The following is a 14,463-nucleotide window of genomic DNA, read 5'->3' as shown; positions in this document are numbered from 1 at the left end:
GCGGACGACATCCCCGAATAGGTTCACCCGGTATCCGGAGCTAGCCTCTAGCGGGTAGGTTGGATTAGCCGAAGGCGTAATCCAACATGACTACGGTGCCGAATGACTACCTCCTGGCAAAAGAGTTGGATTACGCCTTCGGCTAATCCAACCTACTATCTAACGAAAACCAACGATTAAACAGTCGCTCTAACGCTGTGGTTCAGTGATCTGATGCCAGCACGGATTCCTGAAACAACACCAAATTAAAAAACGGTCGACCAGTTTACCGTAATTCGACTGGGATACACCCCGAATTCCTCTTCCACCTCCGGCACCTGACCGTCAATCACCGGCTCCGCCCCCCAGGGCCATTCGACGCCGACCTTCAAACCGCTGTTGTTCGACAAGCTCCAATCCACAGCCACCGTCGACAACGCCGATCCATCCGACAGGTTGATCGTCGTTCCCACCTGCCCCTGAACCAGAGGCGTCAGCGGGTTACTGGCCTGTACACTGGCATAATGCCGCCCCCAGGGCACGACCATACCCTTCCGGTAAAACACCCCCGGATCGGTCACCTGGGAATAGGGTCCGCCGTCGTCGCCCAGCCCGTTGTAATGGTATTCCGCCACCACGTAGACATCGCCGAGGATTTGCTGATCGACCCCCAAGGTCAAACGCACGCCTTCATCATCCTCGCCATCGAGCCAGGCCAGTTCCTGCCAGACACCCCAGCTTCCGAGTGCGGTCTGGGCGCCGAAGCCGAACAAATAGTTCGAGCTGTTCAACTCGATGGCGGTGGCTTCGAGTGTCCAGACATCGATGGTGCTGTAACCGCGAGCGAACAACAGGTTATCGTCACCGGCCACCCAGCCGAGATCCAACTCGCTGACCGCTCCGAACGGCACCAGCCAGCGGGCGGCGTCGACGCCGGGGCGGTAACTGGGCTCTTGAGCGCGAATGCCGGACGGCAACACCACATCCACCGGAGAAAACACCTTGGCCAGACCGAAGCTGATCGCCTGACGACCGACGGTCACCGTACCCGCGGGCGTATAAAACAAGCCATAGAGCCGGTCCAGGTTCTGATACACGGCGAAGTCACCGTCGTCGGACTCGACCAGCTCCGAATCCAGGTCCCACGTCCGAAAGTCGGCGCCGCCGGGTTGTAGGGCGCTGGCGAGCTCGGTGCTGCCCTCGTCCTGGGCCAGACGCCAGCGTTGTTCCAATCCGTATTGCACCGTCAGTTCACTGTCCGGCCCCGGAAAATAGGAATAATTAATGCGCCCTTCGAGGTGCTCGTCCACCGCCCAGGCCGGGGGCATTTGCGCTTCGGGCAATCCCTCGGGTTGCGGGTAGCCGATGGCGTCGCCACCGGCGGAGACATCGAACCACAGGTCGCTGTCGGCCTGGCATACGCGCCCGGCCATTAACGTGAACAAGACCAGGATGCAGGCCATCAACTGGAAGCTACGCACGGTGTTCCTCCTGTTCGATGCGTCCGTCGCGAAGATGCACGAGGCGTGTGGCGCGCTCCATGATCATCGGGTCGTGGGTGGAAAACACAAAGGTCATGCCTTCCTTGCGGTTAAGCTCGTGCATCATGTCGAGCAAATCCGCCCCGGTTTGCGAATCCAGGTTGGCGGTCGGTTCGTCCGCCAGAATGATGTCCGGCTGACTGACCATGGCCCGCGCCACGGCGACACGCTGTTGCTGGCCGCCGGACAACTGATTCGGTCGCCGGTTTTCCTTGCCGCCGAGCCCGACGCGTTCGAGCATGGCCCGCACCCGTTCGCGGCGCTCTTTTTCGGCGATGCCCTGCAGTAGCATGATGTATTCACAGTTCTCGGCCGCGGTCAGCACCGGAATCAGGTTATACGCCTGAAAAATAAAGCCGATGTGATCGCGGCGAAAGTCCGACAGCTCACGACCGCTCATCTGCGAAATGGCTTTGCCGCTCAGGTGAATCGAGCCTTCGGAGGGGATGTCCAGGCCGCCGACCAGTTGCAACAAGGTCGATTTACCGGACCCGGACGGACCGACAATGGCGGTGAATTCTCCGGGTTGAATCTGCAGACTCACCTCGTCCAGAGCTTTGACCAGGGTGTCGCCTTCGCCGTAATGCCGACTGGCCTGACGGGTTTCGATAACAGGGTTCATTCCATTCTCCTTACAGGCTTTTATGCAGGGCGTGGGCCGGCACAATGCGCGCCGCGTGAACGGCCGGATAAACACAGGCGATCAGGGTCATGATCAGCACCCAGACCGGCAGCACTGTGTATTGATTGATGTGGTACTCGGGTCGAATGACCTCGGCGATGCTGACGCCGGAGATTTCCATGTTGCCGTAGTCGATACCGACGGCCGCCATGGTGGCGGTTACGACAACCCCCAGAATCGCCCCGATCGTGATAGCGCCTACCGCCAACACCAGTCCTTCCGCCAGAATCAGTCGGAAAATACTGGTACGCCGGGTCCCGATGGCCAGCAACACACCAAATTCATAGGTCCGCTCGTAGATCGACATGAACATGCCGTTGATGACACCAAGGCCGGCCAGGATAAACAGGATGACAGCGGCGATCAGCGTGCTGCTGTTGGATAACTGCAACATGGTCGCCAACTGCGGCATCAATTCGGTCCACCCCTGAGCGACGGCCGTGTCGGTCGACAACCGGGACCAGATCGGTCGGTCGGTTTGGGTGGCCTGGTTCGCCTCTTCGAAATTGAACGCGATCTCGTGAACCGACTCGCCGAGGCCCATCATCTCCTGCAATCGGGGCAACAACACAAAAGCCGTGTTTTCATCCAGGGCACGCGCATTGAAGTGAAAGATGCCACTGACGCGAAACAGCTGCTGCTCGGCGCCCTGGGTGTCCTGATTGTTCACCGACACCACGATGCGATCGCCGAGTTCGACCTCCAGCAGATCCGCCAGGCGGCTGCCGATGAGGATCTGCGTGCGCGGTCCATCGGAATCCAGATAGTTACCGTCCCGGATCGCGCCGCGTAACTTCGATACCGTCGCCTCCCGGTCCGGGTCGATGCCGGAGACCTGTATCGCCCGGTTGTTGGCCGCACTGGAGATCATGCCGAAGGCCAGCACCCGGGGCGCATAGCCGGAAACGTCGGTTTCCTGCGTCAGTTTTTCCAGAAACGGATCCGGGTCGATCGCCAGAGACTCTTCCCGTTGCGCCAGATAATCGCGATGGTGAATTTGCGCATCGCCCGAATACAGCCGGGTGGCCGAACGGACCATGGCATCCGACATGCCTTCGATAAACGCATCGGTCAATATCAACGCCGTCAGGCTCAGGCTGATGATCATGGCCGTTAAAAAGGTACGGCGCTTGTTGCGCATCAGGTTGCGCAGCGCCAGTCGCCAGGTCAGTCCCATTACAGAGTCCTCATCGCGTCAACCGGTACAATGCGCGCCGCCCGCAAGCCGGGCATCAGCGCGATGATCACAGCCGCCAGCAGAATGACCACGGCCGGGTAGGCAAAGACATACCACGACAGTTGGCCTTTGTAGTGCGAAAACACGATGCCGGAAATCTCCATCGGCTCGGCCATCTCGATGCCCACGGCCGTGAACCAAGCATTGATCGGCCAGGCGGCCAGGACGCCGATCACACAGGCGGAGAACGCCAGCACCAGGGTTTCGAGCACAATCAACCAGAACAATCGCGACGGCGAGGTGCCGATCGCCTTGAGTACACCGAACTCCCCGGTGCGTTCCATCACCGACATCAACACAGTGTTGAGCACGCCGATGCACACCAGAAACACCAGGATATACAGCGTCACCTGGCCGCCTTCCTTATCGGCTTGCATGGTGCGGTAGAAATCTTTGGCGACGTCCTGCCAGGCTGTGGCCCGGTAGTCGCTCTCGGGCCATCGGTTATCGACCCAGTTCTGCAATTGGGTTTCCAGGGTCCGGGCCTGGTGATGATTCCGCCCCAGGACGATGAGTCGATGGGCTTCACCGGGCATGACATAAAACGCCTGGGCCGCCGCCAGCGGCAACACTACCCACCGGGCTTCGGCATCCTCGGGCTGTCCCAGAATGGCCGAGATTCGGTACAGATCGTTCGCCAGCGAACCGTCGGCGCCCTGTGAAATCAACACCAGCTCATCGCCGATGCCCAGGTTCAACTGGCGCGCCGCCTGGGCGCCGATCATGGCTTCATAATAACCGTCGCTGTCCGGGTCTCCGGTCAGGTAGTCGCCCTCGGACACCTTGTCGGCGAGGTACGACAGATCCGCTTCCCGGCCGGGGTGCACGCCCTTCACTTCCACGGGAAAACTCTTGGTGTCTCCGTACGCCAAAGCGCTGCTTTCGATGCGGGCGGTGACGGCCTGTACGTCCGGCTGTTCGGACAAAGCGCTCATGATGTCCTCGGACACCGGCACGGATTTGTACAGCGTCGGCCGCTCCACAAAGCCGGGCGTGGTGATCTGCACATGGCCGGTCGTGTCCTTGGTGTAAAACTCGAGCATCTGGTCGTAACTGCCCTCGGTCACCGAGAGCTGGACGGACATCAGCACATAGCCGCCGAACATGCTCAGGATGGTCAGGATGGTGCGTCGCCGGTTCCGCAGGATATTGCGAAAGGCGAGTTTCAGCATCAACATGCTCGGTCCTCAAATGCGCTTGCGCAGGTTTTGCAGGGTGAAGAAGGATTCGTCGAGATCGACGTTGAATTCCAGGGCTTCGTAGGTGATGCGGGTATGCCCTTCCTCGTCCTGCGGGATCAGCGTCATGGTTGCCGGCAGGGTGACGTCGTCGAAGGTTGTGACGTCGCTGAATTCCATGACGCGCTTCAGGCTGCCGTCTTCGTCGAAGTATTTCTGGGTGACCGGCAACAGGTCGGATTGGCGGATGGTCACTTCCATACGACCCCAGACGGTAACGGTCTGTTCCTTCGGTGTCAGATCGAGGATGTAGAGGTCGTCGGTCTCTTCCAGCGTTACGGTGTATTCCTCGACCCAGGAGGTTTCGCGCATCAGGTCGTCGTTGGTGAAGTCGGACCCCATCCAGCTGCTCATCATCATCGATGGTGGAACCTTAACCACCTTGCGGATCTTGGGCAGGTAGTTCCACATTTCGTTTTCACGCTTGAGGGTGCTGACTCCGCGTTCCTTGCGCGGTTCGAGGACGCGAATAAGAGAGTAGTCGAGGCCGATGGACCAGGATTCCAGTTTGAGGCTGCGCTCGTAGTCGGGAGTGACAATGTTCATGCTCAGGGTGGCGTGCGCCGAGTCCTGCTGATACAGCTGGTCGATGCGTTCGAGCAGTTCGACGGCTTTGGGGTCGTTTTGTTCGGCGAGCGCGGGGCTCAGTAAAAGTGGGATAGCCATGAGGCATGCCAGGAGGTGTCGCATCGTTTGGTCCTTCCGATTGGAGATGATGGCGACACTTTAGCAGCGGGGGCGGGGTCGGTTAATGATCCCGGACAATATCGTGACAGCTGTCATGATGAGACGGTTGAAATCCGCATCGGCTACCGGGGTGTCTCATGAGGGGTCGCCGTAAACCCATCCATGGGGGCTTGGCGGCAGCATCCATGCTGCCGACATCCCCTCATGAGACACCCCGGCACCCGCTGCTCAATCCGATGGCTGCATACAGTCCCCTCTCCCTCTGGGAGAGGGCTAGGGAGAGGGAGTAGGCTAGGGAGAGGGGCAATCTACTCGGTATGAATCGGACTCACTCCACTATCCGACCCCTCATCCTGAAACACCGTATTCCAGCGCATCAACAGAACCGTCATTTGTTGCGCCTGACGGGCCAGGGATTCGAGTTCCTCGTCGGTGTTCGGTTCTCCCCGATACAGTTCAACCTTGCGCATGTCGCGGCTGATGACGTGGTTGGGTTGTTGCATCCGGTAGACTTCGAGTTTCCACCGGGTATTGGCGACGACCATGCGGTAGAAGAGGATTTTGGTGTGCCGACGGATGCGGGAATAGTCTTTCAGTTCGCCGAAGGCACTGCCGTCGATGGCGACGAATTTGACGTCGCCGCCGGACGGGTCGGCGACGATGCTGGCGGTGCGGTCGACGTGGCAGATCATGGCGAGGGCGCCGAAGATGTGGCCGGGGGTGATGACGTTGAGCGGTTTGCCCTGTGTCGAGTGGTCGTCGGGGTAGACGAGCAGTTGTCCGCGCAGCAGGAAGTAGAAGGCGGGGTCGTTTTCGCCGTGGTGGATGATGATTTCGCCGGGCTCGGCGGCCATGATGCGGGCATAGGTGGCCAGGAAGTCGGCTTGTTTGGGGTCGACCTCGCGCAATTCGCGAAAGAAGGAGATGCCGGACAGGAGGTCGTCGAGTGATACGGCGGGGATGTCGCTGAGGGCCAGGGTTCTCATCGGGTGGATAGTCCGTCTTGGTGTTTTGAAACTGTGTTTGCCTGTGTACTTTAGTGCTCCCTGTCCGGATGTGCCACCGTCCCCAGGGGCGGTGGCTTATATTCGTGCCACCGAAGGTTGTTGTGGATGTAGGGCAGAAGAGGCCGAAGGCCGTTATCTGCCGTCCACGGGTTGCTGTGCCAGTGTATGTCTCCTTGGCTCGGTTTTCTCCCAACGGCAGATAACGCTCTCGCTCTTCTGCCCTACCCCCCAACATGCCGGCACTCCCTGGGAGCGGCGCTCAAATCAAGCCTTCAAAACGTCACCGGCGCACGGCATGATGCGCACCTGTCTTTGTGTTTACCGGGAATCATGACCTCTATGGACGCCACTCAATCGGCCACTCTCTCTTCGAGCCGCCTGAACCTCTGGGTTCTGGCCGCGCTGTCTCTGGTTTTCGGGCTGGCTCTGCCGCTCAGCATGGCGCCGTTCAATGCCTGGCCGTTGATCTGGCTCAGTCTGGCGGGGTTTTTCTGGTTGAGCCACCGGGCCGCGACCGGTCGGCAGGCGTTCTGGCTGGGCTGGGTGTACGGCGCCGGGATGTTCGGGCTGGGGGTGTCCTGGGTGTACGGCAGCATGCGGACGGTGGCGACGCCCGTTCCGTTGTCCCTGGCGCTGACGGCTCTGTTTTGCGGTGCGCTGGCGTTTCTGCCGGCCATTCAGGCGTGGCTGTATCACCGTTTCCTGAGAACCGCGCCCTGGGCGCTGGGCCTGGGGGCGCCGGCGCTGTGGGTGGTGTTCGAGTGGCTGCGCAGTTGGTTGTTTACCGGGTTGCCCTGGTTGTTGGCCGGGTACTCCCATACCGATACCGGTCTGGGTCAGTTGTCGGCGCTGGTCAGTGTCTATGGCATCGGGGCTGTTTTGGCCTTCGGTGCGGCGCAAATCACGCGTTTGATGGTATTCCGCAATCGAGCCATTGCCGGTGTCGCCATCGCATCGATTGCCTCTGCCCTCGCCATCGGGGCGGGCATTGCGATCCCGGCGACCGAGTGGTCCGAGGAGACTGCGTCAATCCGAGTCGCCGCGGTCCAGAGTAATGTCGAGCAATCGGAAAAATGGCTGTCACGCAACGTCCGGCCCACGCTGGACTTCTACGGCCGCCAGGCCCGGACCCTGAGCGAACCGGATCTGGTGGTCTGGCCCGAGGCCGCTTTGACCGTGCGGCCGCAGCGCATTCAGACCTATCTGGAAGAACTGGATCAGTTGGCCGCCAGCCGGGATCAGGGTGTTATTACCGGTATCATCACCACCGAGGACGACCGCTATTACAACGCCCTGCTCGGCTACGGCACGGCCAGCGGCGAATACCGCAAGCAGCATCTGGTGCCTTTCGGCGAATATCTGCCGTTCGATCGCTACCTGCGCGGCCTGATCGCCTTCTTCAACATCCCGATGAGCACCCTCTCTCCGGCACCGACCCCGCAAACGCCCATGCCCTGGTCGTTCCGGGGCGAGACCCGGGAATTGGCCCCGGTCATCTGTTACGAAGCGGCCTACCCCGGCCTCGTCCGCGAACTGGCCACTACCTCGGACCTGCTGATCATGGTCAGCAACGACGCCTGGTTCGGCGACTCCCTCGCACCGCATCAGCATCTGCAGATCACCCGGATGCGGGCCATCGAGAACAGCCGCGCCATCGTACGGGCGACCCAGACCGGGATTTCGGCGTTGATCGGTGCCAACGGGGATGTGTTGGAGCGGAGCGAGCAATTCGAAGTGGCTGTGGTTCAGGGGGACGTGAGTCTTCGGGACGGGCTGACGCCCTATCAGCGCTGGGGGAGCACCTGGTGGATTGTCCTGCCGCTGGGGGCGTTGGGCGTTCTGATTTGGCTGGGTAGGCGACCGTAGGGCAGAAGAGCTCTGGGCGACATCTGCCATGGCGTGCGTAGCGCGCCTTACTTTCCACTTTGGCCAAAAGAGGGCTATAGCCCTCCGGCAGATATCGCTCCGCTCTTCTGCCCTACTCTAAACCCCCAAGTGTAACCATACGCCTACACTCTCAAACCGCCCCATCTGTGCTCAATACTTGACGCCGAGCCTTTAGTTTTTGATTTTAAAGGGCGTCACGGTAGAATCGCCGGGATTTTTTATAACGCCGCTGCCGCCGGAAATCGGCCGGACAGTGTACAAAAAGAAAAGGTATGCCCGCCCCGGCGGTGACATACTGGGGCGTCCTCACTGACGCGACGATCAAAATAAAAAATCGAACAATGATCGAGCTTTAACTTCTCGGGCGTGATCACTTCATCTCAGGCCATGGGCCAAGCTCCCCATCAGAAGGCGAGCCCGCCATGCCGTGTCTGAATGACAGTGCCTGACCAGGCGCTTTCCGGAAACGACCTTATCCCTCGGGTCGCCGGATGCCCGCGAGGAAGCGGATCGACATAATAAAGGCCGATGCCCCACCAGGCGGTACGCGGCATAAAAACAACCGATGAGCCGCCGCAGAGCGACCATCGGAGACTGAATGTGGGAGGGTTAATGGGATCCATCATAGAAGTACAGGGGGTGTCGAAGTCGTTCGGCGCCCTGAACGTGATCAACGACTGCTCCATCGCCGTCGAAGAAGGCTCGATCACGGGCCTGATCGGTCCCAACGGGGCCGGTAAATCCACGCTGTTTAACCTCATCGCGGGCACCTTTCCGGTCAGTTCCGGCACCATTCGGTTCGATGGGGAAGACATCACCAACATACCGTCCAACGAATTGTTCTCCAAAGGCCTGTTGCGCACCTTCCAGATCGCCCAGGAATTCACGCACATGACGGCGCTGGAAAACCTGATGATGGTGCCGCCGGACCAGCCCGGCGAGAACCTGTTCAACACCTGGTTCCGGCCCAAGCTGGTGCGCTCGCACGAAGCCGATGTGCGCCAACGTGCCCTGGAAGTGATCGACTTCATCGGCCTGAGCCACGTCAAGAACGAACTGGCTGGCAATCTGTCCGGTGGGCAAAAGAAGCTGCTCGAACTCGGTCGCACCATGATGGTGAACGCCAAGGTCGTGTTGCTCGATGAAATCGCCGCCGGTGTGAACCGCACCCTGCTCCAGGATCTGGTCGCCAATATTCAACGCCTGAATCAGGAAATGGGGTACACCTTCCTGGTCATCGAACACGACATGGACATGATCGCCGAGCTGTGCGATCCCATCATCGTGCTCGCTCAGGGCAGCGTCATGGTCGAAGGCACCATCGAAGAGATCCAGAACAACCCGCAAGTCATCGAGGCCTATTTTGGCAGCGATCCGAACGAATCCGGAGCAGCGAATGGCACTGATTGAAACGAACAGCATCTATGCCGGCTACGGCGGCATGAACATCCTCAACGGCGTCAACATGAGCATCGAGCAGGATGAGATCGGTGTGATCGTGGGCCCCAACGGCGCCGGCAAATCCACCACGCTGAAGGCGATTTTCGGCCTGCTCAACGTCAATGAAGGCAACATCACCCTGCGCGGCGAAGACATCACCAACCTGTCACCGGACAAACTGGTGCACAAGGGCATGGGCTTCGTACCTCAGGAATACAACGTCTTCACCAGCCTCTCGGTCGAGGAAAACCTCGAAATGGGCGCCTTCATCCGTAAGGACGATTTCGGCTACATGCTTGAGCGCGTCTACAGCTTCTTCCCGGACCTGAAAGACAAGCGCAAGCAACCGGCCGGCGAACTGTCCGGCGGTCAGCGCCAGATGGTGGCCATGGGCCGGGCGCTGATGGTCGAACCCAGTCTGTTGCTGCTGGACGAACCCACGGCCGGTCTGTCGCCGCTGTACATGAACGAGATTTTCGATCGCATCGTGGCCGTCAATGAAAGTGGCGTCGGTGTATTGATGGTGGAGCAGAACGCCAAACAGGCCTTGCGCATCGCCCACAAGGGCTTCGTGCTGGCCGCTGGCCAAAACCGCTACACCGACACCGGTGAAAACCTGCTGAACGACCCGGAAGTGGCGAAAAGCTTCCTGGGTGGCTGACGGTTAGAAGGAGTCCGTTTTGAACGAGTTTATTTTCTTCATCAACATCGTGGTGATCTCCGGCGCCGTCATCGGCTCGATCTACGCGCTCGGCGCGATCGGTGTCACCCTGATTTTCGGTATTCTGCGTTTCGCCCACTTTGCCCATGCCGACATGATGACCCTGGGCACTTTCCTGGTCCTGGTGCTGACCGCCCTCTTCCCGGCTGTCGGTCCCGCCATCGGATTACCCACCGCCTTCGTGATGATGCCGCTCGCCATGGCCGCCACGGCGGTGATCGCCATCGGCATCGACAAGGCCTTCTACAAGCCGCTGCGTGAAAACAACGTCAAGCCGGTGGTCATGGTGATGGCTTCCGTCGGTGTCACCCTGATGCTGCAAGGCCTGATCCGTTTCTTCGCCGGTACCGGCTCGCAGAGCCTATTCGTCGACGACCGCAAGGCCATCTTCCGCATCGACCTGCCGTTCGAGTCCGCCTCGCGCGCCATCGTCGTCACCGAACCGCAAATCCTGCTGTTCCTGTTCCTGGCGGTGGCCGTGGTCTCGCTGCACTTGTTCCTGAACAAGTCCCGGCTCGGCAAGGCCATGCGCGCCATGTCCGACAACCCGGATCTGGCTCGGGTCTCCGGCATCAACACCAACACCGTGGTCGGGGTGACCTGGATCATCGCCGGGGCTCTGGCGTGCGCGGCCGGCACCCTGCTGTCGCTGGACGTGACGCTCAAGCCCGACCTGAGTTTCATGATTCTGCTGCCGATCTTCGCCGCCGCCATTGTGGGGGGCGTGGGTCATCCCTACGGGGCATTGGCCGGCGGTTTTGTCGTCGGGTTCGCGGAAACGCTCGCCGTCTTCAACTGGGCTTTCCTGCTGCGGCCGCTGGAACAAGCGCTGCCCTGGCTGGACCTGCCCAATAACCTGGCGTTCGTCCCGACCGAGTACAAAATCACCATTCCGTTTTTCATCCTGGTCGCGATTCTGATCTGGCGCCCGACCGGCATTTTCAAAGGGAAGGTTATCTGATGCAGAATGCAAAAAAAGAAATCATCCTCTTCTCGGGGCTGGCCGTGCTGGTCCTTTGGGTGCTGGTCGCCATGGGACCGGCCTTCGGTGTCCGTGTACTGGCCGAGGCCAGCTGTTACGCCATCCTGGCGCTGGGCCTGACCATTCAATGGGGCTACGCCGGCCTGTTCAACGCGGGCATCATGGGTTTTGTCGCCCTCGGCGGCTTTATGGCCATGCTGTTCGGGTTTCCGGTCAATGAAGACTTCTGGAACACCGACCTGCCGGCACAGCTCGGCGGCGTCGGTCTGAAAGCCCTCTTCGGCATCGCGCTCATCTACGGGTCCACCAAGCTGTACAAGCTGGGGTTCCCGGGCAAGAAATTGCGCCTGACCCTGACCCTGGTCCTGTCCCTCGCGGTCTATCTCTGGGTCAAGACGTCGCTCGATCCGGTGGCGTCCGCCATCGAATCACAGGCCGGCTTCATCGGTGGTTTCGGTTGGCCGATCTGGATCGGCTGGATCGTCGGCGGCTCACTCGCCGGGCTGATCGCCTACTTCATCGGCCACATCTGTCTCGGTCTGCGCAGTGACTACCTGGCCATCGCCACCCTGGGCATCGCCGAGATCATCAAGGCCTTCCTGAAGAACGCCGACTGGCTCACCCGCGGCACCCTGACGGTCTCTCCCCTGCCCTGGCCCGGACCCGGTCCGGCCGAGATCGGTTTCGTCGCCGCCCGCGCGGTTTACCTGAGCCTGACGGCCGTGATCATCGCCGGACTGGTCTTCCTGCTGTACCGGGCCTACAACGCGCCCTGGGGGCGCACCATGCGCGCCATTCGCGACAACGAACTGTCGTCGTCGGCCATGGGTAAAAACGTCAACGGTCGCCGTCTGGAAGTCTTCATCTTCGGTTCCGTGCTGATGGGTATCGGCGGCGCCGCCCTGATCACCTTCAACGGCATCTTCGACCCCAGCGGCTTCCTGCCGTTGAACCACACCTTCCTGATCTGGGTGATGGTCATCCTCGGCGGGGCCGGTAACAACCTCGGCACCCTGTTCGGCGCCGTCTTTGTCTACGTCGTCTGGACCATGTCCGAACCGGTCGCGCTCTACCTGCTGGACGTCATGCGCAACCTGGGTGAAGCCTGGTTTGCCTGGGAAGCACCGGCCGACCTCGACAGCCGAGCGCTGCAGGCGCGGGTGTTCGTGATCGGGCTGATCATCTCGCTGGTGCTGCGCTACGCGCCGAAGGGGTTGATACCGGAGAAGGTCGCGCATCACACCTGACGGGGGTGATGCGGATCGAGATAGAGAAAGCCGCCTTCGGGCGGCTTTTTTGTGCACAAAACCAGTAGGGCAGAAGAGCGACAGCGTTATCTGCCATCTCAACGCTGCCAATGGGTAGCCCACGGGCACCTTATTCTCCCAAGACAATTTCGTAGGGTGGGCACCGCCCACCAATTCGCACTGGGTTTATCCTCGGCCTCGTCAAAACGGCAGATAACGCTGTCGCTCTTCTGCCCTACTCTCCCAGCCCCATATCATTTTCAGCCACACACAAAAAAACCGGCCCCACAGGGAGGCCGGTTTTTCGATCTAACGTTTGTCTGCGGTTCGCGTATTACTCTACGCGGCCCACTTCAACAAACTTGCCGTCACGAACGGTCATTTCGATGATGACACCCGGGACGTCACCGGCGTCGTCGAACTCGTGAGAGCCGGTGGCGCCTTCGTAGTTGATGTCCTTGCCGTCGGCCAGCAATTGCTTGGCTTTTTCCCACTCGCCCGGATAAACCACTTCACCCGGAGCGGTGGCGATGTCACGCAGAGCCTGGTTCAGACCGTCGCGCTTGTTCTCACCCATCTTCTCGATGGCCAGCGCCAGCATGAAGGCCGCGTCGTAGGACTGACCGGCGAAGACCGCGTTCGGGTCGAAACCGGCTTCGGCCGCCTGGCTTGCGAACATCGGCGCGCCCGGCAGTTCCGGAGTACCCGGCTTGGTGGCGATCATGCCTTCCAGAACGTCCCCACCAACGGCTTCGACCAGACGGTCGCCAACCATACCGTCGGCACCGATGAAGGTGCTGAAGTTACCGCCTTCGTAGGCCTGACGCAGAATGGTTTGACCGGAGCCGTCCGCGTAAGCCAGTACGGCCAGGTTCATAGAGCCGCTGGCGGCCAGTGCACCCAGCTCGGCGCGGTAGTCGGCCTTGCCGTCTTCGTGCGCCTGGTTGGCGGTAACCATGCCACCCTGGTTTTCGAAGGCGCTGGTGAAGGCGTCGGCCAGGCCCTTACCGTAGTCGTTGTTCACGTAGGTCACGGCCACGTCTTCGATGCCTTTGCTGATCAGCAATTTGGCCAGCATTTCACCCTGGAACGCATCGGACGGCGGCGTACGGAAGACCATGTCGTTGTCGTTCAGTTCGGAGATCGCCGGAGACGTGGACGCCGGAGAAACCATGACCACACCGGCCGGTACGGCCACGTTGTTGGCGGCGGCGATGGTGGCACCGGAACACAGGGCGCCTACGATGGCGGTCACGTTCTCAGAGTTCACCAGACGGTCCGCACCGTTGGTCGCGACGGAGGCGTCGACACAGGTGGTGTCGGCACTCGGCATAACCACTTGCTCGCCATCCAGGATGCCGCCCTGAGCGTTAACCTGAGAGGCGGCCAGTTGCGCGCCGTCGAAAATGGGAGGAGTCAAACTTTCAATCGCACCGGTGAAGCCACCGAGGAAGCCAATCTTGACATCGGCGTGAGCACTACCCACCAGAGCAGCAGCCGTGGCGACACCCAACAATAGTTTTTTATTCATGATTCTCTCTCGCTGTTATTATATTTCCCATGGGGACGCAGCCATGTTGCGGGCATTTGCGGGTAAAGACAAGAGCCTGAACCCCTCTGACGGCCGTCCAACCGCCAGTCTGTTCATTCTCCGTTCAGTCTTCCCGTCAAGCCGCTCGACCGCGAATGCCAAGCACTTGTGATGCTTGATCTGTTACCTGTATCCGATCCGGATCGAACAGGCATCAATAACCGGTCATTTTTCAGACCTTTTGGGTGTAAAGCAAGTGTTCCGTTGAGTTTTGTCGCGCACGG

Annotated in this window: 12 protein-coding genes; 5 read left to right on the top strand and 7 right to left on the bottom strand. The window is 60.2% G+C overall.

Annotated elements, in window-relative coordinates; all coding sequences use genetic code 11:
• Positions 1 to 245: 245 nt before the first annotated feature.
• From IE111_RS17195 to IE111_RS17170, 6 genes are all read right to left on the bottom strand, one after another.
• Positions 246 to 1,460 (bottom strand): hypothetical protein, encoded by a 1,215-nt coding sequence (locus IE111_RS17195; protein ID WP_189611045.1) that lies wholly within the window; start codon positions 1,458 to 1,460, stop codon positions 246 to 248.
• Positions 1,453 to 2,142, bottom strand: coding sequence for an ABC transporter ATP-binding protein (locus tag IE111_RS17190; protein WP_189611043.1), 690 nt, complete (start codon positions 2,140 to 2,142; stop codon positions 1,453 to 1,455). Before IE111_RS17190 ends, IE111_RS17195 begins: the two co-directional genes overlap by 8 nt.
• 10 nt (positions 2,143 to 2,152) lie before the next feature.
• The gene (locus tag IE111_RS17185; RefSeq protein WP_189611042.1) at positions 2,153 to 3,379 is read right to left on the bottom strand and encodes an ABC transporter permease; all 1,227 of its coding nucleotides are present in this window, start codon (positions 3,377 to 3,379) and stop codon (positions 2,153 to 2,155) included.
• Positions 3,379 to 4,617, bottom strand: a complete 1,239-nt coding sequence (locus IE111_RS17180) for an ABC transporter permease (protein ID WP_189611040.1) — start codon at positions 4,615 to 4,617, stop codon at positions 3,379 to 3,381. The genes IE111_RS17185 and IE111_RS17180 overlap by 1 nt, the downstream gene beginning before the upstream one ends.
• Before the next feature lie 9 nt (positions 4,618 to 4,626).
• The gene (locus tag IE111_RS17175; protein WP_229805411.1) at positions 4,627 to 5,343 is read right to left on the bottom strand and encodes an outer membrane lipoprotein-sorting protein; all 717 of its coding nucleotides are present in this window, start codon (positions 5,341 to 5,343) and stop codon (positions 4,627 to 4,629) included.
• Between the two features lie 329 nt (positions 5,344 to 5,672).
• Positions 5,673 to 6,350, bottom strand: coding sequence for a cyclic nucleotide-binding domain-containing protein (locus tag IE111_RS17170; protein ID WP_189611036.1), 678 nt, complete (start codon positions 6,348 to 6,350; stop codon positions 5,673 to 5,675).
• 360 nt (positions 6,351 to 6,710) lie between these two features.
• On the opposite strand from IE111_RS17170, the gene lnt reads away from it, so the two are divergent.
• The 5 genes from lnt to IE111_RS17145 all read left to right on the top strand — a co-directional run bounded on the left by lnt (position 6,711) and on the right by IE111_RS17145 (position 12,648).
• Positions 6,711 to 8,237, top strand: a complete 1,527-nt coding sequence (gene lnt, locus IE111_RS17165; RefSeq protein ID WP_189611034.1) for an apolipoprotein N-acyltransferase — start codon at positions 6,711 to 6,713, stop codon at positions 8,235 to 8,237.
• Between the two features lie 633 nt (positions 8,238 to 8,870).
• Complete coding sequence (locus IE111_RS17160) at positions 8,871 to 9,668, top strand: ABC transporter ATP-binding protein (protein ID WP_189611032.1); 798 nt, start codon at positions 8,871 to 8,873, stop codon at positions 9,666 to 9,668.
• On the top strand, positions 9,655 to 10,359 hold the full coding sequence (locus tag IE111_RS17155) for an ABC transporter ATP-binding protein (protein WP_189611030.1): 705 nt from the start codon (positions 9,655 to 9,657) through the stop codon (positions 10,357 to 10,359). The genes IE111_RS17160 and IE111_RS17155 overlap by 14 nt, the downstream gene beginning before the upstream one ends.
• Before the next feature lie 19 nt (positions 10,360 to 10,378).
• Positions 10,379 to 11,380, top strand: coding sequence for a branched-chain amino acid ABC transporter permease (locus tag IE111_RS17150; protein WP_189611028.1), 1,002 nt, complete (start codon positions 10,379 to 10,381; stop codon positions 11,378 to 11,380).
• Positions 11,380 to 12,648, top strand: a complete 1,269-nt coding sequence (locus IE111_RS17145; RefSeq protein WP_189611026.1) for a branched-chain amino acid ABC transporter permease — start codon at positions 11,380 to 11,382, stop codon at positions 12,646 to 12,648. The genes IE111_RS17150 and IE111_RS17145 overlap by 1 nt, the downstream gene beginning before the upstream one ends.
• A 334-nt stretch (positions 12,649 to 12,982) precedes the next feature.
• Here IE111_RS17145 and IE111_RS17140 read toward each other — a convergent pair whose 3' ends face one another.
• Positions 12,983 to 14,182, bottom strand: a complete 1,200-nt coding sequence (locus IE111_RS17140; protein ID WP_229805424.1) for an ABC transporter substrate-binding protein — start codon at positions 14,180 to 14,182, stop codon at positions 12,983 to 12,985.
• Between the last annotated feature and the right edge of the window lie 281 nt (positions 14,183 to 14,463).

The organism is Saccharospirillum salsuginis (assembly GCF_014651855.1).
Taxonomy (GTDB): domain Bacteria; phylum Pseudomonadota; class Gammaproteobacteria; order Pseudomonadales; family Natronospirillaceae; genus Saccharospirillum; species Saccharospirillum salsuginis.
The sequence above is the reverse complement of the archived record's forward strand: the minus strand, read 5'-3'. Positions and strand labels throughout refer to the sequence as shown.

Coding starts and splice junctions, on each gene's coding strand:
- IE111_RS17190 (WP_189611043.1), bottom strand. CDS start 2,142: ATGAACCCTGTTATCGAAACCCGTCAGGCCAGTCGGCATTACGGCGAA.
- IE111_RS17185 (WP_189611042.1), bottom strand. CDS start 3,379: ATGGGACTGACCTGGCGACTGGCGCTGCGCAACCTGATGCGCAACAAG.
- IE111_RS17180 (WP_189611040.1), bottom strand. CDS start 4,617: ATGTTGATGCTGAAACTCGCCTTTCGCAATATCCTGCGGAACCGGCGA.
- IE111_RS17175 (WP_229805411.1), bottom strand. CDS start 5,343: ATGGCTATCCCACTTTTACTGAGCCCCGCGCTCGCCGAACAAAACGAC.
- IE111_RS17170 (WP_189611036.1), bottom strand. CDS start 6,350: ATGAGAACCCTGGCCCTCAGCGACATCCCCGCCGTATCACTCGACGAC.
- lnt (WP_189611034.1), top strand. CDS start 6,711: ATGGACGCCACTCAATCGGCCACTCTCTCTTCGAGCCGCCTGAACCTC.
- IE111_RS17160 (WP_189611032.1), top strand. CDS start 8,871: ATGGGATCCATCATAGAAGTACAGGGGGTGTCGAAGTCGTTCGGCGCC.
- IE111_RS17155 (WP_189611030.1), top strand. CDS start 9,655: ATGGCACTGATTGAAACGAACAGCATCTATGCCGGCTACGGCGGCATG.
- IE111_RS17145 (WP_189611026.1), top strand. CDS start 11,380: ATGCAGAATGCAAAAAAAGAAATCATCCTCTTCTCGGGGCTGGCCGTG.